Here is a 26849-nt window from a genome sequence, read left to right on the forward strand (position 1 = left end):
ATTTTGCCGAAATCAAGCCGTGCTTCTGCAACTATTGGCGGATTTCGTCCCGAGTGTGGTTTTGGGCATGGTCGGCCCCAATAAAAAGGGGGGAAATACCATCAACACCCAGACGTTACGTGGGCGTCTGACCGATGCACGGTCGGTCTGGATCGCCACCATTGCCATTCCCCTCCTGCTGCTCGCGCCTGCCTTCTGGAACGGCTATCCGCTGCTCCAATGGGATACCGGCGGCTACCTGGCGCGCTGGTACGAGGGCTATCTGGTGCCGAGCCGGTCCACGGTGTTCGGCATCTACCTGCACGTCGGTGAGACATCGGGCTTCTGGCTCAACCTCGGCATCCAGACCCTGGCGACGCTGTGGATCCTGCAGCTGACCCTGCGCATGCTCGAGCTCGCCCGGCCGGTCCGGCTGATCGCGATCAGCCTTGCGCTGATCGCAACCACCGCCCTGCCCTGGCTCGCCAGCATGCTGCTGACCGACATCTTCGCCGGCCTTGCGGTGCTCGCGCTCTACGTCCTCATCCTGCATAGCGACAGGATCTCGACCCTGGAGAAGGCGGTGCTGTTCGGGTTTGTCGCGTTTTCCGCCGCAACGCACAGCGCGACGCTCGCGGTGCTGCTCGGCCTGTGCTGCGTCGGCTGGATGCTGCGTCCGTGGCTCGGCCGCCGCGTCCCGGTCGCGGGGCTCGTGCAGGGCAGCCTGACCATCGTCACCGGCGCCGTGATGCTGCTGGCGGCGAACTTCGCGCTGTCGGGACAGCTTGCCTGGACACCCGGCGGCTATGGCGTCGCCTTCGGCCGCATGCTGCAGGATGGCATCGTCGCGCAATATCTGCGCGATCATTGCGCCAAGGAGAACCTGAAGCTCTGCCCCTATCGCGACGAGCTGCCGCCGACCGCCGACGACTTCCTGTGGGGTCACAGCATGTTCAACACGCTCGGCCGCTTTCAGGGACTGAATGACGAGATGGGCCACATCGTGGTGCGCTCGCTGGCCGAATATCCGACATGGCAGGCCAAGGCGGCGCTGAAAGCGACCGCCGACCAGCTGTTGGATGTCGCGACCGGCGAAGGCTCCTCGGGCTGGATCCCGCACACCTACGGCATCATCGGGCGCTATATTCCCAAGCAGGTCGCGCCGATGCGCGCCGCGCGGCAACAACAATGGGCCCTCGACTTCACCAAGATCAACCGCATCCACGTGCCGGTCGCGTTCGGCTCGATGCTGCTGGTCGTGATCCTGTTCGGCCGCGGACTGTGGCAGCGGCGGCTCGACGACCTGACGCTGCTGGCGGGCACGGTGACGCTCGCTCTGCTCGGCAATGCCGTCGTCTGCGGCGTGATCTCGGGGCCGCACGACCGCTACGGCGCGCGCCTGGTGTGGGTTGCGACCTTCGTGGTGCTGATCGCGGCGGCGGGTGCCTTCGCCAAGGACGATGCCGAGAGAGATTCCGACGAGCTATTTTCGATGCGACAGGAAGTCGATGACGCCGGTCTTGTAGACCTTGTCACCGACCGCCCGCATGTGGTCGCGGTTCGGAATGCCGAGCACCTGCGACCCCGGAATGATCCGGCCGAGCGCTGACGCCGAGCCCGCGATCTCGTCCTTGCTGCCGACTGCGATCAGAACCGGCACGCCGATCCCGGCGGCCTCCTCGCGCGTCATCAGGCGGCGTGAGCCGCGCAGGCAGGCGGCGAGCGCGCGGCGGTCGGAACGGGTCTGATCGGCGAAGGCGCGAAACGTGCGACCGACCGGATCGGTGACATCGTCGAGCGACGGCGCCTCCAGCGCCAGCGCGACCGCCTCGCCGGGACCGCCGCCCTCGATCAGCCCGATGCCGATGCCACCGAGGATCGCCGAACGCACCCGATTGGAATTCTCGCGCGCCAGGATCGCCGTCATCCGCGAGCCCAGCGAATAGCCCATGATGTCGGCGCGTGCGATTCCGAGATGATCCATCAGCGCGATCACGTCGCTTGCCATGATCGCGATCTCGTACTGCGCGGCGTCGTAGAGCTTGGCGGATTCGCCGTGGCCGCGATTGTCGAGCGCGATCACGCGCCGGCCGGCCTTGACGAGCTCCGAGACCCAGGTTGGATAGATCCAGTTGACGTTCTTGCTCGAGGCAAAGCCGTGCACCAGCACGATCGGTTCGCCCGCGCCTTCGTCGATATAGGCAATCTCAACATCGCCGTGGTGGAAACTCGGCATCTTCGATTCCGTTTTTTCTTGAGACTTGGGATTTGAGACTTGGGATTTGCGATCGACCGGCGACCGCAAGCTTAGCGTGAAATCTAGCCTTGGGCGGGCATACTCGCCAAGGTAGCCTGGGCAGCCATCTGCCGCTTCAGGCGCCGCGCCTTGCTGCGTCTGAGCCACCACGCCGTGGCTCGCTCGGTGGTGGCCTTGATCGACGACAGGAAGCCGAACAGCGCGAGCAGCGCGCCGAACAGCCACATGGTGAGATTGAATGTGCCGGCCACGAGCAGCAGCGCGCCGCGGCCGAGCAGCTTGATGATCGCGCGGGTCTGGCCGCCCTTCGTCTCCGCGATGCGGGCCGCGCGCGCGATCTCCTGCGGATTCTCCGCGACCTTCAGCGTGTCGCGCGCAGCACGAACTCCCGCTGCTTCGCCGATGCGTCCGACGTCCTTGGCGACGCGCACCAGCGCGCCGGCCTTCTCGGCGCGGAATGCCGCGCGGATCGCGGTTGCAGTTTCGGCCGGCCGCAGCACCGAGCCGGACGCGACCGCCTCGCGGAGCGCCGGCTGATCGACCACCTCGCGGGTCGAGCGCCCGGCCCATTCGATCATGCCCTCGCTCAGCCGTCCGGCCTTGCGCGTATCCTTGACCAGCGTCAGTCCGGCGCGCAGCGGCGCGGCGCCGCCGACCGACACATAGGTGGCCGCGGTCACGGCGAGCCCGGCGGCCGCAAGGCCGAGCACCAACTGATCGGTATCCTCGCCCATCACGAGATGCTTGCCCTCGCGCACGACGTCCCTGACGTCACCGAACACGAACAGATCGCCGGCGACCGTGCCGGACAGGCTTGCGACATCGTCGGCATTGCCGGTCACGAGGCCGGTGGCAAATCCCTTGGCGAAATGCGTGGTGGAGGATTGCTCGGCGCGCGCGTCGTCGACGCGCTTTGTGAGTTCATCATTGAGTGCGATGTTCTGCTCGCTTGCGAGCGCGACGAAGCTGGTCGCAAGATCGGCATCTCCCGCGGCGAGTGCCACCTTGATATTGTCCGATATCAACGCCGGGTTGTTGCGAAGGACGGAATTGAGCCTGAGGTCGGCGAGCGCAGCCGGATCGTTCCGCGCTGACAGCACCATGCCGGCGTCCCGGGCGTGCGGCCAAATGGCCGCGCCGACGGCGGCGCTTGCTGCCAGGCCGGCCACCGCAAGACTGAGGCGCACGCCGTTCATTCCGCTGGAAACCTCAAGTTTAATTCGTCTTGTTCAGTTGGCCTTGGAAATAGTGTGCCGTTTTTGCGACACAACGGCTCCGACCAAAGAAGGGCTTCTCTGGGACGACAAGATTGTGTCGAATTTGCATGAGCAAATGAGCCATCGGGGCTCTAGGAATCAACTGTTCCCGCCAGTATGGTGCGCGGCATTTCGCGATGCCGCATGCAGTTGATTGCGTCTGCCCATCGTTGCTACCAAGGTGAGAATATGTCCGACCACGTCGTCCCGCACTTCCATAACGATGCCGGTGTCTCGGTGATCGAGATCGGGTCGCAGGAGTTCATGTGCGTGGGCGCCAACCCTCCGTTCGACCATCCGCACGTGTTCCTCGACCTCGGCAACGACAGCGAGATCATCTGCCCGTATTGCTCGACGCTCTATCGCTTCGCATCCGACCTCGCTGCCGGCGAAGCACGGCCGCCGGAATGCGTGTTGAAAGACAGGGTCGCCTGACCGCCCCGTGGCGCTGACGCGAACCGTCATCGTTGCCGGCGCCGGGATCGGAGGACTGACGGCGTCGCTGACCCTGGCGGCACAGGGCTTTCGTGTCGTCGTGCTGGAAAAGGCCGAGCGGCTCGAGGAAGCCGGTGCCGGAATCCAGCTCTCTCCCAATGCCAGCCGCATCCTGGTCGAGCTCGGGCTCAAGGAACCGCTTGCGCGCCGCGCGGTCACGCCGGAATCCGTCAATATCCTGAGCGCGCGGGCCGGTGGCGAGATCGCACGGATGCCGCTCGGCCAGGCCGCCGAGTTCCGCGCCGGCGCCCCCTATTGGGTGATCCACCGCGCCGATCTGCAGGCCGCGTTGCAGGCCGCCGTCAATGAGCATCCCGATATCGATCTGCGGCTCGGCTGCCAGTTCGAGGACGTGACCAAGCACGCCAAGGGCCTCACGGTGGTGCAGCGCCGCGGCAACGCACGGCAGGAGGAATTGGCGGTTGCGCTGATCGGCGCAGACGGCATCTGGTCGTCGGTCCGTGGACATTTGTTTCCGGATGTACAACCGCAATTCTCCGGCCTGATCGCCTGGCGCGGCACGCTGGACGCGACCGCCCTGCCGCGTGAATACACCGCACCGCGCGTGCAGCTGTGGATGGGGCCGGACGCGCATCTCGTGGCCTATCCGATCTCGGCCGGGCGCCAGGTCAACGTGGTCGCGATCGTGCCAGGCACCTGGAACCGGCCGGGCTGGAGCGCGCCGGGCGACATCAACGAGATCAAGGGCGCGTTCGCCACCGCACGCTGGCCCGCCACGGCGCGGATGCTGATCGGCGCGGTCGACGGCTGGCGCAAATGGGCGCTGTTCACCCTGCCCGACATCGGCCGCTGGAGCGAAGGCGCGGTGACGCTGCTCGGCGACGCCGCGCATGCGATGCTGCCGTTTGCCGCGCAAGGCGCCGGCATGGCGATCGAGGATGCGGCCGTGCTTGCCAAGGCCCTGGCCGACTGCACTGGCGAAAACACCGCAGGGATTCCCGCTGCGTTGAAGGGCTACGCCGAGATGCGGCGCGGCCGCGCGCTGAAGGTGCAGCGCATGGCGCGGCAGCAGGGCCGCATCTATCATTTGAGCGGACCCCTGGCGATCGCGCGCGATCTCGCGATCCGCGCCATCGGTCCGCAGCGCATGCTGGCGCGGCAGGACTGGATCTACGACTGGCGCGCCTGAGCCGAGCGCGCCTGCGCGCGCACAGCAACCGGTTGTTCTGGAAACGCAGACTTAGTGAACGAGGCCCCTCGGCGCGCGCGGGCCCTTCGCCCCCGGCGCAGGCGCCGCGGGTGCGGCTGCCGCAGGCGTATCCGGCGGGCTCTCATGGCACTTGTTGGCGCGCCAGGCCTGATCCACGAGCCTCTGCTGGGCGTGGATCGAGATCAGCTCGTTGCGATAGACCATCTCGGAGACCACGGTACCGCCGACGCCGGTCTCCGCTTTGGCCATCAACTTTTCCTGATCCGTCGCACGAGACGCGAGATTCTTGCGCTCGGTCTCGAGCTGCTTGCAATCATACAGATCGTACTTTGCGGGATCGGCGAATGCACCCGGCACGCTGTCGCCGATCTGCGCACAGCCGGAAACGCCCGCGGCCGAGGCGAGCAGCGCAACGATGGCTGCCGCGCGCGACAGATTTGGGCGGCGGGGAAGACGAACAGACATTCAGCTTTCTTAATCCGACAGTGTTGAGATTGCCTAAAGCAGCCGCCGGTGTCCGGATTGAGGCTCAATCGCGGCGGCGCGCTGCTTATCCCAATGCTCGGCCGCCGAAGCAAATGGAATTGCAGGCCGCGCCCTAAGCCTTTGAATGCGCACCTGTTAGCAGCGGATAATGACAATTCCACTCCGCCGGCAAACGCGCTAGTAATCGGCGCGCCTGGCGCAATGCGGACGTGGCGGAATTGGTAGACGCAAGGGACTTAAAATCCCTCGACGGCAACGTCATGTGGGTTCGAGTCCCACCGCCCGCACCAGCCTGCTGCGCACCGCTCTTACTTCTTGGCCTTCGCCTTCTTTGCCTTGGCCTTCTTCGTCGTCCCGGCCTTGGTTTTCTTTGCCTTCGCGGCCTTGGCCGGCTTGCCGGCCTTCGCCTTCTTCGCCGATTTCTTGGCTGACTTCTTGGCAGCTTTCTTGGCCGATTTCTTCGGGGCTTTCCTGGCAGCTGTCTTCGCCGAAGCCCTAGCAGCCACGGCGGGCTGTTGCGCCGCTCCGACGCTGCCCGCGCCACGCGTCGGGCGTGGCGGCACCGGCTCCTCCATCCAGAAATCCAGCTCCTGCTCCTTGCCGCCGCCCGGCTTCCAGCCGTCGAGCGAATAGATCTGATCCGGATTGCCGCCGCTGCCGAGATAGCCGCGCCACGAATAATGGTCGTAGACACCGTTGATGTGCAGCGCATAGGCCTGGGCAAGCTGCTTGTTGCCGCGGATGATCACCAGATTCTCGTCATTCTTCTCGGAGGCCGCGACCGAGAAATTGTGCGATCCGGTGATGACCGCGCAATTGTCCGAGAACGGATCGACCACGATGGTCTTGGAGTGAACGATCGCGATCATCCCCGCGTTGCGGATCTGCTGGACGCTGAATTCGACGTCTGCCCATGAAGGTTCGTTGGTGGCGCTCACGCCATGCGGCAGCTGGACGTCGTCATGAAAGGATTGCTGCGGCGCGCCCGATTTGACGACTTCTCCGCCGACCGAAACGATGTCGCCGTTCTTGCTGGGCATCATGGTCGACACCACGCCACGAACATAGACGTCGTTTTGCTGTGCGCGGTCCAGCAGGGCATCCAGCAGCGGCGATTGCCCCGGCATGAACATCAGGAAGAGCGCGCCGTCCTTGGCGTTCTTGATCAGGTCCAGCACCGGCTTGAATTCCGCCTCGCCGTTGGTCGCGGCGAAATAGACCGAAATGTTGCTGTCGCTGGTCGGAGTGGAATTCGACGTCTTCAGCGCGGGCGGCATGGCGTTGCCCGCAGCGACCAGCTTGCCCCACTGATCGAGATAGCGCTTGGCGATCACCGCATTCTCGATGATCAGCACGTTGTTGAGTTGCGTGCACAGCCCGGTGGTGGTCCAGTTGGTGCTGCCGGTCAGCACGCGGATGGCGTTGCCATGCGCGTCGCTCTCGACCACGAACTTGTTGTGGACGCTGGGCGACGACCTGCCCGCATTCGACAGATCGCGATGCTTGACGGTCAGACCGGCGCCGCTGAGCTCGGCCGCGATGTTCGGCTTGGTCGCGCTGCCATTGCCGAGCAGGACGTTGCCGCGGCTGCCGAACGGCTTCAGCGCGCCGACCAGCTCCTCGTCATTCATCTCGTAGATCGCTGCATGGATCTGGCTGCCGCGGAGATCGGCATCGTGCAGGAAGGCCAGGATCTCGTGCAGGGCATCGCCCGAAAGGTAGCGCCGCGCCTGGTTGGCCGGGTCGGACAGGCCCTTGACGAAATTGCGCAGCGAGTCGTCGGACGCATCACCCTTCACGAAGCGGCTGACGATCTGGGACATCAGGGTGCCGCGGTTGAAATAGGCCGACAAGCCGCCGCCCGCATCGCCGGAAGCGACCGCCGGCGTCGTCCAGGCCGACACCGAGGCGGCATCGGGCGTGAACGTCCCGTTCGCGGCGCTCTTCATCGCTGTCACGCGATACGAGACATTGTCGGTGTCGACGACGCTGTGATCGGTCCAGATGCAGCGCCGGAACGGCGATTGCGTCGAGGAGATGCCGGCGTCCGCCACCGGCTTCTCACCGGGCTTCGGCGGAATGCGGTTCGACAGCACGGTCGTCTGTTGCGTGATATTGTTGCGCCGCTCGAGCTGGAAACCGACCCAGTCGTTGGACCAGGTGTCCGGCTGCCAGGCGATCAGGATATCATCGGCGTTCGCGTAAGCCTTGACATTGATTGTCATCGCAATTTCCCCGAGGCTGGGTATCGGCCCGGCGGACAATACTCCGCTAACCTTGGGTAGTTTGTGAAATAGACGACAACTGTTCGTGCAAATCGGCGCGGCGCGGACGCCGGGCATCGAGCCCTACTCGAACGCCAGTCCCAGCCGCTTCTGCTTCTTCCATACGATGCGGCATGGCCACCGCTGGCCGTCGACGGCGAGAGTGAAGCGGTCGGGAAACCACAGCGGCGAGTTCACTTCGATGCAGGCGCCCTGAGACGAGAGACTCCGGACCGTGCAGGCGATCACTTCATTGCCGAACTCGATCGCTCCCGACTTGAGGACGCGGCGGCGTGCGCCGGCACGGCGCTGCTCGGTCGGCATTGGCTGTTGCGCGCTGGCCGGTGCGGGCCTGCTATCGTCGTCGGCCATGGGCCCGTCGCGGTAGGTACACAGACTGGCGGTCAGGTTACGATCCAATACTGACAGGAACCTTAAAGCCGCCGCCAACCGAATTGGTATGCCAGGACGTGCCAGCGGCTGGGCAGATGCGCACGGCATCGTGGTCTCGCATCACCTCATCGTGTCTTTCGACTGTGGCGCGCTTCACATGCCGCGATCGCTGACTGTGGTAGTGTCGGCCCGTTGGAAAATTCTGGCCGCACATTTCGCGGCCGTCACATTTCGAAATCAATGAGTTGGAGATAGGCGATGACGATTGCGGATCGCAATCGGATTGCCGGTCGCAATCAGATTGTCGGCAATACCGCGCCCGATCACGGTGCTTCCATCCTCGAGCACAGCGACGACGCGGCTCACTGCAGCAACGGGCTCAACGCACAGAGATTCCTCGATGCGACGCCGAACGATCGTGCGATCTACCGGCGATGGATTCGCAGCGCGGTCGTGGCGTGCGGATTGTTGGCGTTCGCCGCGGGCGCAATGGTCTGGATGAACGGCGCCGGCGTCGGACAGACCCAGCTCTCGAGCCTGTCGAGCACGAGCAACGCGAAATCGGGCCACGGCAATTAAGGAACGCCGTCGCGCAGACGGCGCGAAACGAAAAATGGCCGGGACAAGTCCCGGCCACTCGTATTGCGTCAACCTGCAAGCTTACTCGGACTTGTCGACATTCCAGAAGATCGGCGTCGCCGGACCATCGAGCACACCGGACAGCGACTTCCGCCAGGCGCTCGGACCCTGATACTGACCGAGCGGAATGTAGATGACCTGCTCGTAGGCTTCCTTCTGGATATCGGCCGCGATCTTCTTCTGCTCGTCGAGCGACGGCGCGCGAACGAAGGCGTCCTTCAGCTGTTCGATCTTCGGATCGTCGGCCCAGCCGAACCATCCGCCATTCTTGCCCTGGCCGCCGATCGAGAGGTTGGAGATCGGGTTGGAGACGTCGGCACTGACCCAGTTGGTGAAGAACATGTTCCAGCCGCCATCCTTCGGCGCCTTCTGGCTGGCGCGGCGGGTCACCACGGTCTGCCAGTCGGTGGCCTGCAGGTCGACCTTGAAGCCGGCGTCGCGCAGTTGCTGGGCCACAACAACCGGCTGCGCCTTGAGCGTGGTGACGTCGCCGGGCGCCATGATGACGACGGGCGTGCCATCATAGCCCGACTCGGCAAGCGCCTTCTTGGCCGCCGCCATGTCGCCGCCCTTCAACAACGTCTCACCGCCGACCTCGGACGCGAACGGCGTATCGCAGATGAAGAAGGAGACGCAGGTCTTGTAATACTTGGGATTGCCGACCAGCGCGTCGAGCACCTGCTTCTGGTTGATCGCCATCAGGGCAGCCTGGCGAACCTTGATGTTGTCGAACGGCGGATAGAGGAAGTTCATGCGGCCGAGCGTCTGGAAGCCGAACTTGTTCAGCGTCTCGACCTTCAGGTCCTTGTCGCCTTCCAGGATCGACAACGTGTCGAACGACGGGTTCTCCAGGAAATCGATGTCGCCGGATTGCAGCGCATTCATCGCCGTCTGCGCATCGGCCATCGTGACCCACTCGACGCGGTCAACCTTCACGACCTTGCCGCCCGCGGTCCAGCTCGCCGGCTCCTTGCGCGGCACGTAGTCCGTGTTCTTGACATAGACCGCCTTCACGCCCGGCTGGAATTCGGCCTGAACGAATTTGAACGGGCCCGAGCCGATCTGCTCCGGGATCGGCTTGTCCGGCGGGGTTTCGGCCAGCCGCTTCGGCATCATGAACGCGACGCGCGACGATGGCTTGCCGATCGAATCCAGCACCAGGCCGTAGGGCTCCTTCAGCTTCAGCGTGATCGTCTTCGCGTCGGTGGCCTCCAGGCTCGCCGTGAAGTCCATCAGCTTCTGGCCCATGCCGTCGACCTTGGCCCAGCGCTTCAGCGAGGCGACGCAGTCTTCGGCAGTCACCGGCGTTCCATCGTGCCACTTCAGGCCGTCGCGCAGCGTGAACGTGTAAGTGAGCTTGTCGTCGGATACCTTCCAGTCGGCCATCTGCGGCTGGATCTTGAAGTTGGAGTCGGTCGCCACCAGCGTGTCGAAAACCATGTAGCCATGGTCTCGCGTGATGTACGCCGTGGTCAGGATCGGATCGATGACGCGCAGATCCGAATGCATCACCGCGGTGATGGTCTTGCCCGCGGCCATGGCCTGCGGTGCAAACGACAATTCCTGCGGCGCGAACGACAACGCGAGCGCCGTCAACGCAGCCGCTAGCGTGCGGTGCTTCCAACGCGAGATAGGCAACATGCAATTTCTCCTGACGTGTAACTGGTCAAAGCCGGCTTATTCGTTATGCATGCGGTTCGTTATTTAGGCGAACTAACATGCTGTATGGCTTGTGAAATCGAGACTTGCATCAAGCGCAATGCGCGTCAATCGGTTTCCGGCAGGATCAAATGTATACGAACGAATGAGCGGCGGGTGCAGCGCATTTGACTTTACAAACGCATCTTCCGAGCTTTTCGTACGGCACGCGAACGCGTATCGGCGCGAACAAACAACAAGAGAGAAAAGACATGAACCCCGCCAATCTTCCTTTTGATTCCGAAGCGATGCTGCAGGGGCTGCGCAGCTGGGTGGAATGCGAGAGCCCGACATGGGACGCGGCCGCAGTCGAGCGCATGCTCGACCTCGCCGCGCGCGAAATGGCGGTGATGGGTGCGACGATCGAACGCATCGCGGGACGCCAGGGCTTTGCCGGCTGCGTCCGCGCCCGCTTTCCCCATCCAAAACAAGGTCAGCCCGGCATCCTGATCGCCGGCCATCTGGACACCGTGCACCCGGTCGGCACCATCGAGAAGCTGGCGTGGCGGCGCGAAGGCAACAAGTGCTTCGGGCCCGGCATCTTCGACATGAAGGGCGGCAACTATCTGTCGATCGAGGCGATCCGACAGTTGGCGCGCGCGTCCTTTACCACGCCGCTGCCGATCACGGTGCTGTTCACGCCCGATGAGGAGGTCGGCACGCCGTCGACGCGCGACATCATCGAGGCCGAAGCCGCACGCAACAAATACGTGCTGGTCCCGGAGCCCGGCCGGCCGAACAACGGCGTCGTCACCGGCCGCTACGCGATCGCGCGCTTCAATCTGGAAGCCGTCGGCAAGCCGAGCCATGCCGGCGCGACGTTGTCCTCCGGCCGTTCCGCGATCCGCGAAATGGCCCGGCAAATCATTGCCATCGACGGCATGACCACCGAAGACTGCACCTTCTCGGTCGGCATCGTGCATGGCGGCCAATGGGTCAATTGCGTCGCAACGACCTGCACCGGCGAAGCGCTCAGCATGGCCAAGCGCCAGTCCGATCTCGACCGCGGCGTCGAGCGCATGCTGGCGCTGTCGGGTACGGCAAATGACGTGACATTCAACGTCACGCGCGGCGTCACGCGCCCGGTGTGGGAGCCGGATGCCGGCACCATGGCGCTCTATGAAAAGGCAAAGCGTCTCGCCGCCGATATGGGTCTTGATTTGCCGCATGGCAGCGCCGGCGGCGGCTCTGACGGCAACTTCACCGGCGCGATGGGCATCCCGACCCTCGACGGCCTCGGCGTACGGGGCGCCGACGCCCACACTTTGAACGAACATATCGAAGTCGAGAGCCTCGCCGAGCGTGGCCGCCTGATGGCGGCACTGCTGGCGACGCTCGATTAATTCGATTTGCACTGCACAACACGTTGGCACTGCCGGACCGAAATTTAGCCTTGTCCAATTTTTTGGCTTCGCCTACGGTCCGGCCGTCCAACACGACGATGCGGGAGAGATCGAGGCGACAACATTCGTGTTGTGCTTCGGCGCCGACGGAGCAACCGCCCCGGAAACTCTCAGGCAAAAGGACTGTATCGTCAGGACGATCTGGAGAGAGACGGCATGGCCAAATGGAAACGGCCATGACGTCCACCGAAGGGGATAGTCTGCTATTGGGCCGAGGCCCGATGCGGATCAAGCTCTCAGGTACCGTGACAGATGGGGCGTCGAAACAGCCGGTTTCACCGGTGGTTCGGCGACTCTAACACACGGGAGCCTGAAGACCACCATGCCTCACATCGCAATCATTGGCGCCGGCATCACCGGCGTGACGACGGCCTATGCCCTGCTCGAACGCGGCTACCGGGTGACTGTCCTCGACAGGCATCGCTACGCCGCGATGGAAACCTCATTCGCCAACGGCGGACAGCTTTCCGCCAGCAACGCGGAGGTGTGGAACAGCGCCGCGACCATTCTCAAGGGGCTGCGCTGGATGCTTCGAAGCGACGCGCCGCTCTTGATGAATCCGAAGCCGAGCTGGCACAAATATTCCTGGATCGGCGAGTTCGTCGGCCACATCGGCCGCTATCGCACCAACACCATCGAGACCACGCGGCTCGCAATCGAAGCGCGCAAGCATCTGTTCTCAATCGCCCAGCGCGAGAACATCGCCTTCGATCTCGAACGCCGCGGCATCCTGCACGTCTATCACGACAAGGCCGGATTCGAGGCAGGCCTGCGCGTCAACACGCTGCTGCAGCAAGGCGGACTCGACCGCCGGCCGGTGACGGCGGACGAAATCCGCAGCATCGAACCCGCGCTGCAGACCACCTGCTATGGCGGCTTCTTCACGCCGTCGGACGCCACCGGCGATATCCACAAGTTCACCCGCGGCCTCGCCGACGCCTGCATCCGCCGCGGTGCGAGCTTCGTCCATGAGGCCGATGTCGACGCGATCGCGCACGGCGATAACGGTTTCCGCATCGGCTGGAACGAAGCCGCTTCGCACGATGCTGACGTCGCAACACGACACGAGTTGCAGGCGGACGGCATCGTGATTTGCGCTGGTGTCGCGAGCCGCCACTTTGCCGGCCTGCTCAACGACCGCGTCAACGTCTATCCGGTGAAGGGCTATTCGATCACCGTGCAGCTCGATGCGCCGCAAAGCCGGGACGCCGCGCCTACCGTCAGCCTGCTCGATGAAGCCGCGAAGATCGTCACCAGCCGGCTCGGCGCCGACCGCTTCCGCGTCGCCGGCACGGCCGAATTCAACGGCTTCAACCTCGACATTCGCGCCGACCGCATCCAGCCGCTGGTGGATTGGGTACGGCAGCATTTCCCCGGTGTCGACACGTCGAAAGTCGTGCCATGGGCCGGCCTGCGCCCGATGATGCCGAACATGATGCCGGTGGTTCGCGCCGGACGGATTCCGGGCGTGTTCTACAACACCGGCCACGGTCATCTCGGCTGGACGCTGTCGGCTGCGACGGCGCAGATGGTGGCAGGGGCGATCGATGACTGGCGCGACCTCGACACGCCCTCGATGGTGCCGTCGCCGGTCGATGCGACCGAGACCACCCGCGCAGCTTTCCTCTAATTATCCGGCCGGCGAGGAAGAATATGAGCGTATTTGCATGTGGCCAAGTCGGAATTCGCAGAGAAACACCGCATGACAACGTCTAGCGTCACAATGGGGAAAAGCGCTTCAGCGCGGGAGGGGACAATGCGCATTGGGGTGGCGGACACGCGTGAGACGCTGACCAAGCCGGATCAGATTGCCGCGGAGCTGTGCGCGGCCGTCGATCGAAACTTCGACGATCAGGTCGCGTTCCTGTCGCGCATGGTGCAGTTCCGCAGCTTGCGCGGACAGGAAACGCCGCAACAAGCTTGGCTGGCCGAGCAATTCGCAAGGCGCCGCTACGACGTCGATACGTTCAGCCTTGCCGACGTCAATCTGATGAGTCATCCGAAGGCTGCGCCGATGGACGGCATCGACCTTGCCGGATCGCAGCAGGTCGTTGCGACGCTCGACAGCAAAGGCAGCGGACGCAGCCTGATCCTGCAAGGTCATATCGACGTGGTGCCGGAGGGGCCCGCTGATCTTTGGGAGCAGCCGCCGTTCTCGGGCGCCGTGCACGACGGCTGGATGTTCGGGCGCGGCGCGCAAGACATGAAGGCCGGTGTCTCGGCAATGATCTTCGCGCTCGATGCTATCAGAGACGCCGGCTATGCCCCGGGCGGACGCGTCCATCTGCAGACCGTGACCGAGGAAGAGAGCACCGGCAACGGCGCGCTGTCGACCTTGATGCGTGGCTATCGCGCCGACGCCTGCCTGATTCCCGAACCGACCGGACACACACTGACGCGCGCCCAGGTCGGCGCCGTCTGGTTTCGACTGCGCGTTCGCGGCACGCCGGTGCATGTCGCCTATTCCGAGACCGGCACGAGCGCCATCCTGGCTGCGATGCATCTGGTGCGCGCGTTCCAGGATTACACCAAGGCGCTCAATGCCCGGGCGCTCGACAACAGCTGGTTCCGCAGCGTCAAGAACCCGATCAAGTTCAACGTCGGGATCATTAAAGGCGGCGATTGGGCCAGTTCGACAGCGGCGTGGTGCGAGCTGGATTGCCGGCTTGGTCTCCTGCCGGGCGAGACACCGCAGCAGGCGATGCGTGGCATCGAGGAATGCCTGACCGAAGCGCACAAGGCCGACGACTTTCTGTCCGACAATCCGGCCGAGCTCGTGTGGAGCGGTTTTCAGGCAGACGCGGCGGTGTGCGAACCGGGCAGCGAAGCGGAAGCAGCTTTGTCGGCAGCCCATCATTCCATCTTCCAGGCGCCGATGCAGGAGCGCCTGTCTACCGCCGTCAACGACACCCGCTACTATTGCGTCGACTACGGCATCCCTGCCCTTTGCTATGGTCCGTACGGTATCGGCCCGCATGCGTTCAACGAACGTGTCGAGCTCGACAGCCTTCGCAAGACAACGCAGAGCATTGCACTGTTCGTCGCCAATTGGTGCGGCGTGGCGAAAGCGTGAATAGACTTCCCGTTTCAGGTCGGTGGCACATGGCGACATGTGCAATTCGAAATAGCAGCTTCAGACCAAAGGAGGCTCCGACGGCCTGAACCGCGCCTTGATATGACGTCGCCATTGGCACAGTATTTGCCTGCAAATTCATCACGTTCGCGCTAGCCTTGAGACAAGACGCAGAAGCGCATGAGACACATCACGGGGACACCATGAGTATGATGCGGCCCAGCCTTCGCCTCGCACCATCTGACGGCAGGAGATAGCAGCGATGATCGGCTATCTCCTCCGCCGAATCCTCGCCGCCATTCCCGTGATGGGCGTGGTGGCACTGTTCGTGTTTCTGTTGCTGCGGCTGACGCCGGGTGACCCGGCCGCAATTCTTGCCGGCGACAATGCGACACCGGAACAGCTCGACCGCATCCGCACCTCGCTTGGTCTCAACGAGCCGATCTACATCCAGTTTTATACCTGGGTCGCCAAGCTGCTGCACGGCGACCTCGGCGTCTCCCTGATCTCGAACAAGCCGATCCTCGAAATGATCGGTCCGCGCCTCGAGCCCTCGATCTCGGTCGCGCTCGCCACTATCGTCCTCTCGATCCTGGTGGCGGTGCCGCTCGGCGTGATCGCGGCGTGGAAACACGGCACCTGGATCGACCGCTTCGTGATGGGGCTGTCGGTGCTCGGCTTCTCGGTGCCGGTGTTCGTGATCGGCTATGTGCTGATCCAGGTGTTTGCGATCGATCTGCGCTGGGTGCCGGTGCAGGGCTTCAAGAGCATCTCGGCCGGCTTCGGTCCGTTCTTCGAACGCATCATTCTGCCGACCTGCACCCTCTCCTTCATCTATGTCGCGTTGATCGCGCGCATGACGCGGGCCTCGATGCTCGACGTGTTGGGCGAGGACTACGTGCGCACGGCGCGCGCCAAGGGCATCGGCGAGAGCGGCGTACTGATGCGCCATGCGCTGCGCAACGCCGCGGTTCCGGTCATCACCGTGATCGGCTCCGGCTTCGCGCTGCTGATCTCGGGCGTCGTCGTCACCGAGAGCGTGTTCAACCTGCCCGGCATCGGCCGCCTCACCGTCGATGCGGTGCTGGCGCGCGACTATCCGGTGATCCAGGCCATGATCCTTTTGACATCGGGTATCTATGTCGCGGTCAATCTCTTGATCGACCTCGCCTACACCCTGCTCGATCCTCGCATCCGGTACTGAGCAATGGCGATCGAAACCCTTCCCGAATCCTCTATCCCCGTCACCCGGCCGTTCCGCGTCAAGTTCGGCTTCCTGGCGTCGACGCCGATCATCGCGGTTGCGACGATCTGCCTCGTCCTGATTATCCTGATGGCGATCTTCGCGCCGCTCCTTGCGCCTCATGATCCACTCTTGCTGACGCCGTCGCAACGGCTGAAGCCGTCAAGCGCGCAATACCTGCTCGGCACCGACGCCTATGGACGCGACCTGTTGTCGCGCGTCATCTATGGCGCACGGATCTCGCTGTTGATCGGGCTCGGCGCTGCCGTCTGCTCGATCGCCATCGGGCTGCTGATCGGCCTCGTCGCCGGCTTCTTCCGCTGGGTCGACGCGGTGATGATGCGCGTGATGGACGGCTTGATGGCGATCCCCGCCATCCTGCTCGCGATCGCCGTGGTGTCGCTGTCTGGCGCCAGCATCTGGACCGTGATGATCGCGATCACCATCCCCGAGATCCCGCGCGTGGCGCGGCTGGTGCGCTCGGTGGTGCTGACCGCGCGCGAGGAGCCCTATGTCGAGGCCGCGATCTCGCTCGGCTCGAGCCTGCCGAAGATCATGTGGCGGCATTTGATGCCGAACACGATCGCGCCGCTGATCGTGCAAGGCACTTACGTCTGCGCATCCGCGATCCTGACCGAGGCGATCCTGTCGTTCCTCGGCGCCGGCATCTCGCCGGAAACGCCGACCTGGGGCAACATCATGGCCGAGGGCCGTGCCTATTTCCAGGTCAAGCCGTCGCTGATCTTCTGGCCGGGCCTGCTGCTCTCGATCGCCATTCTCAGCGTCAACCTGATCGGCGACGCCGCGCGCGACGCGCTCGATCCCCGCATGAAACAGCGTGAGGGCAAGTGATGGCTTCGATGCAATCGAAGCCATCATCCCGGGGCGCGCAGCGAACCTCAGGTGCGCGATTGCGCACCGGGGGATATCGAGATTCCCCGATGCGCAATGCGCATCTGTGGTCTGGTGCTAGCGCACCATCCCGGAATGACAGTGCATAGTCTCTGCCGCGATACATCTCGCAATGACGCTGAAAGACCCTGACATGACCAACGTCGTCCTCGACATCAACAACCTCGTCGTCGGTCTCGGCCGCAAGACGGACGCGCACCGCATCATCGACGACCTCTCGTTGCAGGTGCGCGAAGGCGAGACGCTTTGCCTTGTCGGCGAAAGCGGCTCGGGCAAGTCGGTGACCTCTTTGACCACGATGGGCCTGCTGCAGAAGGGCACACTGGTGCCGTCAGGCGGCAGCGTCAAACTGGTCGGCGAGGAACTGCTCACCGCGAGCGATCGCCGCCTAAGGCAATTGCGCGCGACGCGGATGGCGATGATCTTCCAGGAGCCGATGACCGCGCTCAATCCGGTGGTGCCGGTCGGCCGCCAGATCGACGAGGTGCTGCGCGCCCATACCGATCTCGACTCTCGCGCGCGACGTCAGAAGATCCTGGCGATGATGGAGCATGTGCGGCTGCCGGATGTGGAGCGCATCTTCTCCTCCTACCCTCACCGTCTCTCCGGCGGACAGCGCCAGCGCATCATGATCGCAATGGCGCTGGTGCTGGAACCAAAGCTGTTGATCGCGGACGAGCCGACCACCGCGCTCGACGTCACCACCCAGAAGCAGATCCTCACCTTGATCCGCGACCTGCAACGCGATCACGGCACGGCCGTCCTTTTCATCACCCACGACATGGGCGTGGTGGCCGAGATCGCCGACCGCGTCGCGGTGATGCGGCATGGCCGGCTGGTCGAGACCGGCGCGCTGCTGGACGTGCTGCGCAAGCCGACGATGGAGTACACGCGCAACCTGCTGTCCGCGGTGCCGAGCCTCGTGCCGCGCGCGCCGCGCCCGGACACCACCGAGCCCGTGGTGCTGGAAGCCAACGAGCTCAGCAAGATCTACCGGGAGCGGTCGCTGTACGGCAAAGCCCGCGAGGTCGCCGCCGCCAGCAACGTCACGCTCACCCTGCGCAAGGGCCGCACGCTCGGCATCGTCGGCGAAAGCGGCTCCGGCAAGTCGACCGTGGCGCGCTGCATCGTCCGCCTGATCGATCCGACCTCGGGCGGGGTGCGGCTCGCCGGCCGCGAGATCTCCGACCTGTCGCGCCGGCTGTTGCAGCCGCATCGCCAGAAGATCCAGATCATCTTCCAGGATCCCTACCGCTCGCTCAATCCGCGCGTCACCGTCGGCGAGAGCATCGCGGAAGGCCCGATCAACTACGGCATGCCGCGCAAGGATGCGCTGGCGCGGGCCCGCGAGCTGCTCGAGCTCGTCCATTTGCCGCCCGACGCGATCTCGCGCTATCCGCACCAGTTCTCCGGCGGCCAGCGCCAGCGCATCGCGATCGCGCGCGCGCTGGCGCTCGATCCCGACGTGCTGGTCGCGGATGAGGCAGTGTCCGCGCTCGACGTCTCGGTGCAGGCGCAGGTTCTCAATCTGCTCGATGAAATCCAGCGGAGGCTCGGCATCGCGCTGCTGTTCATCACGCATGACTTGCGCGTCGCCGCACAGATCTGCGACGACGTCGCCGTGATGCAACATGGCCGCGTCGTGGAACAGGGACCGGCGGCCGAGGTGCTGACCAATCCGCAACAGGCCTATACCCGTGCGCTGCTCGAGGCAGCACCGGGGCGCGGCTGGGATTTTGCGAATTTCCGCCCGGTTTCGGAAGGCCTCGTGGCAACGGCCTAGGTCTTTCGACTTAATCTCGCGACGTACCTTTGGGTCTTTCAATACGCCCATAGGGCATGCAAATCCGGAGGTGCTCCCCGGCTTGCGCTTGGCGCGACGACACGCTTAACGTCGCGCGCTAGGGCATGCCCTGGAAGGTGGACGCCGGTCTTCCCGAAAGAACACGCTCAAACCAACGAGATCGTGGCGCGAACCGTTCCGATCGCATCACGACCGAAGAAACGTATCGAGACCAACTTGATGACCCGCATTGCCGTTGGCGGCTTCCTGCACGAGACCAACACCTTCGCGCCGACGAAGGCAACCTATGACGACTTCGTGCACGGCGGCGGCTGGCCGTCGATGACGCATGGCGCCGAGGTGCTCAAGGTCATGCGCAAGATCAATGTCGGCCTCGCCGGGTTTGTCGAGGCTGCCGAAGCCAATGGCTGGGAGCTGGTGCCGACGATTTTCGCGGCGGCCAGCCCGTCGGCGCATGTCAGCAAGGATGCGTTCGAGCGGATCGTGACCGAAATGGTCGACGGCATCGTCGCGGCCGGCCCGATCGATGCCGTCTATCTCGACCTGCACGGCGCCATGGTCACCGAGCATTATGACGACGGCGAAGGCGAAACCCTTGCCCGCGTGCGCAAGGCGATTGGCCAGGACCTGCCGCTGGTGGTGAGCCTCGATCTGCATGCGAACGTCTCGCCCAAGATGATCGAGCATGCCGATGCGCTGATCGCCTACCGCACCTATCCGCATGTCGACATGGCCGACACCGGCCGCGCCTGCGCCCGGCATCTGGCGCTGCTGCTGAAAACAGGACAGCGGCTTGCCAAGGCGTTCCGGCAATTGCCGTTCCTGATCCCGATCAGCTGGCAATGCACCAACGACCAGCCCACCAAAGGCATCTACCAAAAGCTCGCCGCCCTCGAGAGCGACGCCGTGCCGACGCTGTCGTTTGCGCCGGGCTTCCCGGCCGCCGATTTCAGGGATTGCGGGCCGAGCGTGTTCGCCTATGGCCGGACGCAAGCCGATGCAGACGCGGCGGCCGACAAGGTCGTCGCCCTGGTCGAGAGCCATGAGGACGATTTCGACGGCCGGATCTATGCGCCGGACGAAGGCGTGCAGCTGGCGATGCAACTGGCGAAGTCGGCGAGCCGGCCGATCATCATCGCCGACACCCAGGACAATCCCGGCGCCGGCGGCGATTCCGACACCACGGGCATGCTGCGTGCGCTGGTGCGCAACAAGGCAAGTGCCGCGACCGGCGTGATCTACGACCCGCAATCGGCCAAGGCCGCGCACACGGCCGGCGTCGGCGCCACCGTCACGCTCGAGCTCGGCGGCAAGTCCGGCATTCCCGGCGACGCGCCGTACCGCGAGACTTTCGTGGTCGAACAGCTCTCCGACGGCAAGTTCGTTGCGCCCGGCCCGTATTTCGGCGGCCGCGACATGGACATGGGGCCCTCGGCCTGCCTGCGGGTCGGCGACGTCCGCGTCGTTGTCGGCTCCTACAAGGCCCAGCTTGCCGACCAGTCGATGTACCGCTATGTCGGCATCGAGCCGACCGCGCAGAAGATCCTGGTCAACAAGAGCTCGGTGCATTTCCGCGCCGATTTCGAGCCGATCGCCGAGAAACTGCTGATCTGCGCTGCGCCCGGCGCCATGCCGGCCGATACCGCCACACTGCCGTGGAAACATTTGCGTCCCGGCATTCGTATCAAGCCTAACGGCCCCACTTTCACCCCCTCCTCCCCATCACGCACAAACGGATAGAGAGCCATGCCGACCATTGAGCGCATCGACAGTTTTGCCGACGAACTCACCGCCATCAGACGGGATCTGCATGCGCATCCCGAGATCGGCTTCGAGGAGGTCCGCACCTCCGGCATCGTCGCCGACAAGCTCACGAGCTGGGGCATCGAGGTGCATCGCGGCCTCGGCGGCACCGGCGTGGTCGGCGTGCTCAAGGGCAAGGGCAACAGCAGCAAGAAGATCGGCTTGCGCGCCGACATGGACGCGCTGCCGATGGAAGAGAACACCAATCTGAAGTGGCGCTCGACCATCCCTGGCCGCTTCCACGGCTGCGGCCATGACGGCCACACCACGATGCTGCTCGGCACGGCGCGCTATCTCGCCGAGACCCGCAATTTCGACGGCACCGTGCATTTCATCTTCCAGCCGGCCGAGGAAGGCCTCGGCGGCGCGCGCGCCATGATCAAGGACGGCCTGTTCAAGCAGTTCCCCTGCGACGAGGTCTACGGCCTGCACAACGCGCCCGACCTCAACCATGGCGAGATCGCGATCCTGCCGGGCCCGGCAATGGCCGCAGCCGACTTCTTCGACATCAGGATCCAGGGCTACGGCGCGCATGGCGCGATGCCGGAGCGCTCCAAGGACGCGGTCGTGATCGCAATGACGCTCGGACAGGCGTTACAGTCGATCGTCAGCCGCAACGTCGATCCGCTGCAGGCGGCGGTGCTGTCGATCACGCAGATCCATTCCGGGTCGGCGTACAACGTCATTCCCGGCGAAGCCTGGATGTGCGGCACGGTGCGCTGCTTCTCCGACGAGATCCGTGAGCTGATCCGCAAGCGCATGCGCGAGATCGCCGCCGGCTTTGCCGTGGCCTATGACGCCGAAATCTCGGTCGAGATCCGCGACGGCTTCAGCGTATTGGTGAATCAGGAAGAGCAGTCCCGCGTCGTCGAGGAAGTCGCGCGCACCGTGGTCGATCCGGCCAAGGTGATCACCCGCTCGACGCCCAAGATGGGCAGCGAAGACTTCGCCGACATGATGCAGGCCATTCCCGGTGCGTATTTCTGGGTCGGCCACGACGGTTCAGTGCCCGTGCACAATCCCGGTTACGTTCTCGACGACAAGATCCTGCCGATCGGCGCCAGCATGTTCGCCCGCATCATCGAGAAACGTATGCCGGCAGGTGCGCATGCATAAGCCGAAAGCGGACGCCATCACGTCGCTGCACGACCTCTCGGCCATCGACCTGCTCGCCGGCTATCGTGCCAAGCAGTTCTCGCCCTCCGAAGTGCTCGAGGAAATCATCTCCCAGGTCGCGACCTGGGAGCCGCACATCAAGGCGTTGTATCTGTACGACCCCGAGGGTGCGCGGAAGGTCGCCAAGGCTGCGACCGAGCGTTGGCAGCAGAGCGAGCCGGTCGGCACGCTCGACGGCGTACCCGTCACCATCAAGGACAACGTCGCGACCAAGGGCCAGCCGGTGCCGCTGGGTGCGGCGAGCGTTAAGCTCGCGCCCGCGGAAAAGGATGCGCCTCCTGCCGCGCGGCTGCGCGAAGCCGGCTGCGTGATCTTCTCCAAGACCACGATGCCGGATTACGGCATGCTGTCGTCAGGGCTGTCGTCGTTCCATCCCCTCACCCGCAATCCCTGGGATGTCAGCAAGAACCCCGGCGGCTCGAGCGCAGGCGCGGGCGCGGCTGGTGCTGCCGGCTATGGCCCGCTGCATCTAGGCACCGATATCGGCGGCTCGGTGCGGCTGCCGGCCTCCTGGTGCGGCCTCGTCGCCCTGAAGCCGAGCCTCGGCCGCGTGCCGATCGATCCGCCCTATGTCGGCCGCGTCGCCGGTCCGATGACCCGCACCGTGGACGACGCCGCCCTGATGATGAGCGTGTTGTCGCGCCCCGATCGCCGCGACGGCATGAGCCTGCCGGCACTCGAGGTGAACTGGAAGGCGCTGGAGAAATCGCCGCGCAAGCTGCGCATCGGGCTGATGCTCGATGCCGGATCCGGCCAGAAGGTCGAGAAGGACGTTCGCGAGGTCGTCGTCAAGGCGGCGAAGGCGTTCGAATCCGCCGGCGCCGTCATCACCGAGATCGACGGCATCCTGACGCCTGAGATGCTCGAGGGGCTCGACAATTTCTGGCGTGCACGGACCTGGGACGAACTGTCGAAGCTGTCGCAGGCCGACCGCGGCAAGACGCTGCCCTACATCCTCAACTGGGCCGAGGCCGGCGCAAAGCTCTCCGGCGTCGACGTGGTGCGCGGCTTCAACCAGACGATGGCGATCCGCGCGGCCGCCGCAAAGCTGTTCTGCGAGGTCGACTATGTGATCTCGCCGGTGTCGCCGGTCGTGAACTTCCCGGCCGAGTTCGCAGCACCGCTCAACGACCCGGCAAAGCCGTTCGAGCACATCTGCTTTACCGTGCCGTGGAATATGTCGGAGAACCCGGCGCTGTCGATCAACGCCGGCTACGACAAGAAGGGCTTTCCGATCGGCGTCCAGATCATCGGCCGCCGCTTCGACGACATCGGCGTGCTCGGCATCGGCAAGGCGTTCGAAGGCCTGCGCGGCCCGCAGAAGCCGTGGCCGACGCCGCCGAAGAAGTAGCGCCTCAACGCAAATCAGGATGCTCGGAACCACGCCGCGCATCCCTCTTCTTCACAAGCGATGATTGCCGGGCTAACTGAATGGAGACGCGCGCCAGCGCCGTTCATTCAAGAAAACCGAGAGGAAATCATCCCCATGGCGTATGAGACGATCAAGTACGAGGTCGCCGAGCAGATCCTGACCATCACGCTGAACCGGCCCGACAAGCTCAACGCCTTCAACGCCACGATGCAGCAGGAGCTGATCGACGCTTTCGACAAAGCCGACAAGGACGACGACGTCAGGGCGATCATCGTGACCGGCGAAGGCCGCGGCTTCTGCGCCGGCGCGGATCTATCCTCCGGCGCCAACACTTTCGACCGCGATGCGCGGCGCGGTCCGGTCAAGCGCAATGCCGACGGTAGCGTCGACTACAGCGATCCGCAGGTCCGCGACGGCGGCGGCCAGGTGACGCTGCGCATCTTCAAGTGCCTGAAGCCTGTGATCGCCGCGGTGAACGGCCCGGCGGTCGGTATCGGCGTCACCATGCAGCTTGCGATGGATATCCGCATCGCGTCGGAAGCCGCGCGCTTCGGCTTCGTGTTCTCCCAGCGCGGCATCGTGCCGGAGGCCGCCTCGAGCTGGTTCCTGCCGCGCATCGTCGGCATCTCGCAGGCGCTGGAATGGTGCTACTCGGGCCGCGTCTTCCCGGCGCAGGAAGCGCTCGCCGGCCGGCTCGTCAGCAAGGTGGTGCCGCCGGCGGATCTGCTGCCGACCGCGCGTGCGCTCGCCAAGGAGTTCGCCGCCAAGACCGCGCCGGTGTCGGTGGCGCTGATCCGCCAGATGATGTGGCGCATGATGGGCGCCGACGATCCGATGGAGGCGCACAAGGTCGACAGCCGCGGCATCTACGCCCGCGGCCGCTCCGAGGACGTCAAGGAAGGCGTGGTGTCGTTCCTGGAAAAGCGCCCCGCGCAGTTCAAGAACAAGGTGTCGTCGGACATGCCCGACTATTTCCCGTGGTGGCAAGAGCGCGACTATAAGTGAGCGAACGGCGTCCCGCCGCGTCCACACCTGACGGCGTCGTCCTGCTGCATGGCATCGGCAGGACGGCGCGCTCGTTTCGCAGGATGGAGCTGGCGCTCGGGGATGCCGGTTTTGCCACGCTCAATCTCGACTATGACAGCCGGCGCAAAGGGCTCGATGCGCTGGCCGAAGACATCAACCCTTCGCTCGATCGCTTCGCGCAGAGCCTCGACGGCTCCGTGCATTTCGTCTGCCATTCGATGGGCGGCCTGCTGGCCCGCGTCTATCTGGCACGATATCGCCCGGCGCGGCTCGGTCGCGTCGTGATGTTGGGCACGCCGAATGGCGGCAGCGAGATCGCCGACCGTCTGAAACACCTTGCCGCCTATCGCGCCTTCTTCGGTCCGGCCGGCCAACAGCTGGTCACCCGCCGCGATGCCGCGACCAGCGCATTGCTGCCGGCGATCGATTATTGTGCCGGCATCATCGCCGGCAACCGCTCGGTCTATCCGATCACATCCATCGGCCTGCCGCGGCCTCATGACGGCCGGGTGTCGGTTGCCAATACCCGGCTCGACGGCATGGCCGATCACATCGTGATCCGCACCTCGCATCCCTGGCTGGTGCGCAACCGGGATGCAATCGCGCAGACGATTGTGTTTTTGCGGCAAGGCAAGTTCACGCCGCACTAACCGTCATTGCGAGGAGCGAAGCGACGAAGCAATCCATACCGCCCACACGGTGACTATGGATTGCTTCGCTTCGCTCGCAATGACGAGCTACTACTGCATCATCAGCGCCACACGCCCGATCGCCTTGCGCTCGATCAGCAACCGCATCGCCTTCCCATAATCCTCCAGCGGTAGCCGGTGCGAGATGTTCGGCCGCACCTTACCCGTCTCGGCCCATTCGCTCAGCGCCTTGAACCTGACCTCGCCGAGCGCAGGGTCCTTCCGCACCGCCTCGCCGGCACGAACGCCGAGCACGCTCGCGCCCTTGATCATCAACAGATTGGTGCGGGCAAGGCCGATGCCGCCGGTGAAGCCGACGACGAGAATCCGCGCGCCCCAGTTGATGCAGCGCATCGAGCTCTCGAACACCTCGCCGCCGACGGGATCGAACACCACATCGGCACCGCGGCCGTCGGTGAGACGCTTCACCGCGTCACGAAACGGCTCGCGCGCATAGAGCACGAGATGATCCGCGCCGCGTTCCTTGGCAATCGCAAGCTTCTCCTCGCTCGAGGCCGCCGCGATCACGGTGGCGTCGAGCAGCTTGCCGATCTCGACCGCGGCGAGCCCGACGCCGCCGCCGGCGCCATGCACCAGCAGCACTTCGCCCGGCTTGATCTGCCCGCGATCGATCAGCGCGTGATACGCGGTGCCGTGTGCGGCAAGGAAGGTCGCGCCTTCCGCATAGTCGAAGGTCGACGGCACCGGCACGAGCTGCGACGGTGTCGCGACCGTCTCGTCGCAATAGGCGCCGAAGCGCATCTTGACGATCACCTTGTCGCCAACGGCGACGCCGGCTGCCTCGTTGACCTCGACGACATCACCGGCGGCCTCCGAGCCCGGCGTGAACGGCGGCGGCGGCTTGAGCTGGTACTCGCCCGCCGCCATCAGGATGTCGGGGAAGTTGATCCCGGCGGCACGGATCGCGACGCGCACCTGCCCCGGCTGCAAAGGCACCGAGGCAAAATTCTCGAGATGAAGGCGCTCGGGCGGGCCGAGTTCGCGGCAAACGACGGCTTTCGGCATCAGGCGGCTCGCGCCTTGAGGCGTGCGAGCGCTTCGCGGATCAGCGGCAGGCGGTCGTTGCCGAAATACATGTCGGTCTTGTCGAGATAGATCGTGGGCGAGCCGAAGCCGCCGCGCGCCATCACCTCCTCGGTGTTGGCCTTGAGCTGGTCCTTGATCGCTTGGTCGCCGATACCGGCCAGGAATTGCGCCGGATCGATCCCGAGCTTCGTGCAGATCTCGGTCAGCACGGCATCCTGCGAGATGTCCTTGTCATCACCCCAATAGGCCTCGAACACCGCTCGCGCGAACGGCACCATCTTCTCGTTGCCGAGAAGGATGCAGCCGCGCATCGCCTTGACGCTGTTCACCGGGAACACGGTCGGCGGCATCTTGATCGCTAGACCGGCTGAGCGCGCCCAGTCGCCGAGATCCTTCTTCATGTAGCGCGCCTTCAGCGGCACCGGCGTCTCGCGCTGCGCGTAGACCGACGGATTGACGGTGTTGAAGATGCCGCCGACCAGGATCGGCCGCCAGCTGATCGGCGCGTCGAACTCCTTCGCCAGCGGCTGGATGTTGTGCCAGGCGAGATAGGTCCACGGGCTGGAACAGTCGAAGAAGAATTCGATCATGGCGTTTCCCTTTGTCTTTTCCACATTCATTGTCGTCATTCCGGCATGCGCCGCAAGGCGCAGAGCGCGCGAC

22 protein-coding genes, 1 tRNA gene, 1 pseudogene and 2 riboswitches are annotated in these 26849 nt (G+C 64.6%); of the genes and pseudogenes, 16 read left to right on the forward strand and 8 right to left on the reverse strand.

All coding sequences use genetic code 11. The features are described from left to right. Positions 1-67 precede the first annotated feature (67 nt). Positions 68-1456 (forward strand): annotated as a pseudogene (locus ACE103_RS26185) (hypothetical protein); the annotation flags it as partial. 6 nt (positions 1457-1462) lie between these two features. On the opposite strand, the gene ACE103_RS26190 reads toward ACE103_RS26185, so the two are convergent. Both ACE103_RS26190 and ACE103_RS26195 read right to left on the reverse strand, forming a co-directional pair. Further along, a complete protein-coding gene (locus ACE103_RS26190) occupies positions 1463-2215 on the reverse strand; it encodes an alpha/beta fold hydrolase (RefSeq protein WP_375775437.1) in 753 nt (250 codons plus the stop codon). A gap of 83 nt (positions 2216-2298) precedes the next feature. After that, entirely contained in the window at positions 2299-3432 is a 1134-nt protein-coding gene (locus ACE103_RS26195; RefSeq protein ID WP_375775438.1) for a hypothetical protein, read from the reverse strand. A 249-nt stretch (positions 3433-3681) separates the two neighbouring features. Here ACE103_RS26195 and ACE103_RS26200 point away from each other — a divergent pair, with 249 nt between their 5' ends. Both ACE103_RS26200 and ACE103_RS26205 read left to right on the forward strand, forming a co-directional pair. Then, positions 3682-3927, forward strand: a complete 246-nt coding sequence (locus ACE103_RS26200; RefSeq protein WP_375775439.1) for a zinc-finger domain-containing protein — start codon at positions 3682-3684, stop codon at positions 3925-3927. 7 nt (positions 3928-3934) lie between these two features. After that, complete coding sequence (locus ACE103_RS26205) at positions 3935-5137, forward strand: FAD-dependent monooxygenase (protein ID WP_375775440.1); 1203 nt, start codon at positions 3935-3937, stop codon at positions 5135-5137. 51 nt (positions 5138-5188) lie between these two features. Here ACE103_RS26205 and ACE103_RS26210 read toward each other — a convergent pair whose 3' ends face one another. Continuing rightward, entirely contained in the window at positions 5189-5623 is a 435-nt protein-coding gene (locus tag ACE103_RS26210) for a twin-arginine translocation pathway signal (protein WP_223976383.1), read from the reverse strand. Between the two features lie 224 nt (positions 5624-5847). Here ACE103_RS26210 and ACE103_RS26215 point away from each other — a divergent pair. Then, positions 5848-5934 (forward strand) — tRNA-Leu (locus tag ACE103_RS26215). Between the two features lie 18 nt (positions 5935-5952). Here the strand turns inward: ACE103_RS26215 and ACE103_RS26220 are convergent. After that, positions 5953-7869, reverse strand: coding sequence for a phospholipase D-like domain-containing protein (locus tag ACE103_RS26220; RefSeq protein WP_375775441.1), 1917 nt, complete (start codon positions 7867-7869; stop codon positions 5953-5955). Between the two features lie 123 nt (positions 7870-7992). Beyond that, complete coding sequence (locus ACE103_RS26225; protein ID WP_375775442.1) at positions 7993-8280, reverse strand: PilZ domain-containing protein; 288 nt, start codon at positions 8278-8280, stop codon at positions 7993-7995. Positions 8281-8559: 279 nt separating this feature from the next. On the opposite strand from ACE103_RS26225, the gene ACE103_RS26230 reads away from it, so the two are divergent. Next, a complete protein-coding gene (locus ACE103_RS26230; protein WP_375775443.1) occupies positions 8560-8880 on the forward strand; it encodes a hypothetical protein in 321 nt (106 codons plus the stop codon). 81 nt (positions 8881-8961) lie between these two features. On the opposite strand, the gene ACE103_RS26235 is transcribed toward ACE103_RS26230, so the two are convergent. Continuing rightward, positions 8962-10581 carry an ABC transporter substrate-binding protein gene (locus ACE103_RS26235; RefSeq protein ID WP_374708085.1) on the reverse strand — a complete coding sequence of 540 codons (1620 nt, stop codon included), beginning with the start codon at positions 10579-10581 and terminating at the stop codon, positions 8962-8964. Between the two features lie 269 nt (positions 10582-10850). Between ACE103_RS26235 and ACE103_RS26240 the strand changes: the two genes are divergently transcribed. From ACE103_RS26240 to ACE103_RS26290, 11 genes are all read left to right on the forward strand, one after another. After that, the gene (locus ACE103_RS26240; protein WP_375775444.1) at positions 10851-11981 is read left to right on the forward strand and encodes a M20/M25/M40 family metallo-hydrolase; all 1131 of its coding nucleotides are present in this window, start codon (positions 10851-10853) and stop codon (positions 11979-11981) included. 91 nt (positions 11982-12072) lie between these two features. After that, positions 12073-12177, forward strand: a riboswitch (glycine riboswitch). A gap of 3 nt (positions 12178-12180) precedes the next feature. Beyond that, positions 12181-12295, forward strand: a riboswitch (glycine riboswitch). Between the two features lie 68 nt (positions 12296-12363). Further along, positions 12364-13671 (forward strand): D-amino acid dehydrogenase, encoded by a 1308-nt coding sequence (locus ACE103_RS26245; RefSeq protein WP_375775445.1) that lies wholly within the window; start codon positions 12364-12366, stop codon positions 13669-13671. A 126-nt stretch (positions 13672-13797) separates the two neighbouring features. Next, on the forward strand, positions 13798-15114 hold the full coding sequence (locus ACE103_RS26250) for an ArgE/DapE family deacylase (RefSeq protein WP_375775446.1): 1317 nt from the start codon (positions 13798-13800) through the stop codon (positions 15112-15114). A gap of 262 nt (positions 15115-15376) precedes the next feature. Continuing rightward, positions 15377-16318 carry an ABC transporter permease gene (locus tag ACE103_RS26255; protein WP_223976367.1) on the forward strand — a complete coding sequence of 314 codons (942 nt, stop codon included), beginning with the start codon at positions 15377-15379 and terminating at the stop codon, positions 16316-16318. 3 nt (positions 16319-16321) lie between these two features. After that, complete coding sequence (locus tag ACE103_RS26260; RefSeq protein WP_223976365.1) at positions 16322-17209, forward strand: ABC transporter permease; 888 nt, start codon at positions 16322-16324, stop codon at positions 17207-17209. Between the two features lie 193 nt (positions 17210-17402). Beyond that, entirely contained in the window at positions 17403-19052 is a 1650-nt protein-coding gene (locus ACE103_RS26265; RefSeq protein ID WP_375775447.1) for an ABC transporter ATP-binding protein, read from the forward strand. A gap of 240 nt (positions 19053-19292) precedes the next feature. Then, on the forward strand, positions 19293-20813 hold the full coding sequence (locus ACE103_RS26270) for a M81 family metallopeptidase (RefSeq protein ID WP_375775448.1): 1521 nt from the start codon (positions 19293-19295) through the stop codon (positions 20811-20813). Between the two features lie 6 nt (positions 20814-20819). Next, positions 20820-21992 (forward strand): M20 aminoacylase family protein, encoded by a 1173-nt coding sequence (locus ACE103_RS26275; protein WP_342728256.1) that lies wholly within the window; start codon positions 20820-20822, stop codon positions 21990-21992. Further along, positions 21985-23403, forward strand: coding sequence for an amidase (locus ACE103_RS26280; protein WP_375775449.1), 1419 nt, complete (start codon positions 21985-21987; stop codon positions 23401-23403). The genes ACE103_RS26275 and ACE103_RS26280 overlap by 8 nt, the downstream gene beginning before the upstream one ends. A gap of 135 nt (positions 23404-23538) precedes the next feature. Further along, positions 23539-24429, forward strand: a complete 891-nt coding sequence (locus ACE103_RS26285; protein WP_194460566.1) for a crotonase/enoyl-CoA hydratase family protein — start codon at positions 23539-23541, stop codon at positions 24427-24429. Then, the gene (locus ACE103_RS26290) at positions 24426-25100 is read left to right on the forward strand and encodes an esterase/lipase family protein (protein WP_375775450.1); all 675 of its coding nucleotides are present in this window, start codon (positions 24426-24428) and stop codon (positions 25098-25100) included. Before ACE103_RS26285 ends, ACE103_RS26290 begins: the two co-directional genes overlap by 4 nt. 90 nt (positions 25101-25190) lie before the next feature. On the opposite strand, the gene ACE103_RS26295 is transcribed toward ACE103_RS26290, so the two are convergent. Both ACE103_RS26295 and ACE103_RS26300 read right to left on the reverse strand, forming a co-directional pair. Further along, a complete protein-coding gene (locus ACE103_RS26295) occupies positions 25191-26165 on the reverse strand; it encodes an NADPH:quinone oxidoreductase family protein (RefSeq protein WP_375775451.1) in 975 nt (324 codons plus the stop codon). Beyond that, positions 26165-26776, reverse strand: coding sequence for a 2-hydroxychromene-2-carboxylate isomerase (locus ACE103_RS26300; RefSeq protein WP_375775452.1), 612 nt, complete (start codon positions 26774-26776; stop codon positions 26165-26167). Before ACE103_RS26300 ends, ACE103_RS26295 begins: the two co-directional genes overlap by 1 nt. Positions 26777-26849: the final 73 nt, after the last annotated feature.

It is taken from the genome of Bradyrhizobium sp. ma5 (assembly GCF_042258955.1).
Classification (GTDB): domain Bacteria; phylum Pseudomonadota; class Alphaproteobacteria; order Rhizobiales; family Xanthobacteraceae; genus Bradyrhizobium.

What these genes read in the sequence shown, in the direction of transcription:
- ACE103_RS26190 (WP_375775437.1), bottom strand. Translation starts at nt 2,215, where the DNA reads ATGCCGAGTTTCCACCACGGCGATGTTGAGATTGCCTATATCGACGAA.
- ACE103_RS26195 (WP_375775438.1), bottom strand. Translation starts at nt 3,432, where the DNA reads ATGAACGGCGTGCGCCTCAGTCTTGCGGTGGCCGGCCTGGCAGCAAGC.
- ACE103_RS26200 (WP_375775439.1), top strand. Translation starts at nt 3,682, where the DNA reads ATGTCCGACCACGTCGTCCCGCACTTCCATAACGATGCCGGTGTCTCG.
- ACE103_RS26210 (WP_223976383.1), bottom strand. Translation starts at nt 5,623, where the DNA reads ATGTCTGTTCGTCTTCCCCGCCGCCCAAATCTGTCGCGCGCGGCAGCC.
- ACE103_RS26220 (WP_375775441.1), bottom strand. Translation starts at nt 7,869, where the DNA reads ATGACAATCAATGTCAAGGCTTACGCGAACGCCGATGATATCCTGATC.
- ACE103_RS26225 (WP_375775442.1), bottom strand. Translation starts at nt 8,280, where the DNA reads ATGGCCGACGACGATAGCAGGCCCGCACCGGCCAGCGCGCAACAGCCA.
- ACE103_RS26230 (WP_375775443.1), top strand. Translation starts at nt 8,560, where the DNA reads ATGACGATTGCGGATCGCAATCGGATTGCCGGTCGCAATCAGATTGTC.
- ACE103_RS26235 (WP_374708085.1), bottom strand. Translation starts at nt 10,581, where the DNA reads ATGTTGCCTATCTCGCGTTGGAAGCACCGCACGCTAGCGGCTGCGTTG.
- ACE103_RS26240 (WP_375775444.1), top strand. Translation starts at nt 10,851, where the DNA reads ATGAACCCCGCCAATCTTCCTTTTGATTCCGAAGCGATGCTGCAGGGG.
- ACE103_RS26245 (WP_375775445.1), top strand. Translation starts at nt 12,364, where the DNA reads ATGCCTCACATCGCAATCATTGGCGCCGGCATCACCGGCGTGACGACG.
- ACE103_RS26250 (WP_375775446.1), top strand. Translation starts at nt 13,798, where the DNA reads ATGCGCATTGGGGTGGCGGACACGCGTGAGACGCTGACCAAGCCGGAT.
- ACE103_RS26255 (WP_223976367.1), top strand. Translation starts at nt 15,377, where the DNA reads ATGATCGGCTATCTCCTCCGCCGAATCCTCGCCGCCATTCCCGTGATG.
- ACE103_RS26260 (WP_223976365.1), top strand. Translation starts at nt 16,322, where the DNA reads ATGGCGATCGAAACCCTTCCCGAATCCTCTATCCCCGTCACCCGGCCG.
- ACE103_RS26265 (WP_375775447.1), top strand. Translation starts at nt 17,403, where the DNA reads ATGACCAACGTCGTCCTCGACATCAACAACCTCGTCGTCGGTCTCGGC.
- ACE103_RS26270 (WP_375775448.1), top strand. Translation starts at nt 19,293, where the DNA reads ATGACCCGCATTGCCGTTGGCGGCTTCCTGCACGAGACCAACACCTTC.
- ACE103_RS26275 (WP_342728256.1), top strand. Translation starts at nt 20,820, where the DNA reads ATGCCGACCATTGAGCGCATCGACAGTTTTGCCGACGAACTCACCGCC.
- ACE103_RS26280 (WP_375775449.1), top strand. Translation starts at nt 21,985, where the DNA reads ATGCATAAGCCGAAAGCGGACGCCATCACGTCGCTGCACGACCTCTCG.
- ACE103_RS26285 (WP_194460566.1), top strand. Translation starts at nt 23,539, where the DNA reads ATGGCGTATGAGACGATCAAGTACGAGGTCGCCGAGCAGATCCTGACC.
- ACE103_RS26295 (WP_375775451.1), bottom strand. Translation starts at nt 26,165, where the DNA reads ATGCCGAAAGCCGTCGTTTGCCGCGAACTCGGCCCGCCCGAGCGCCTT.
- ACE103_RS26300 (WP_375775452.1), bottom strand. Translation starts at nt 26,776, where the DNA reads ATGATCGAATTCTTCTTCGACTGTTCCAGCCCGTGGACCTATCTCGCC.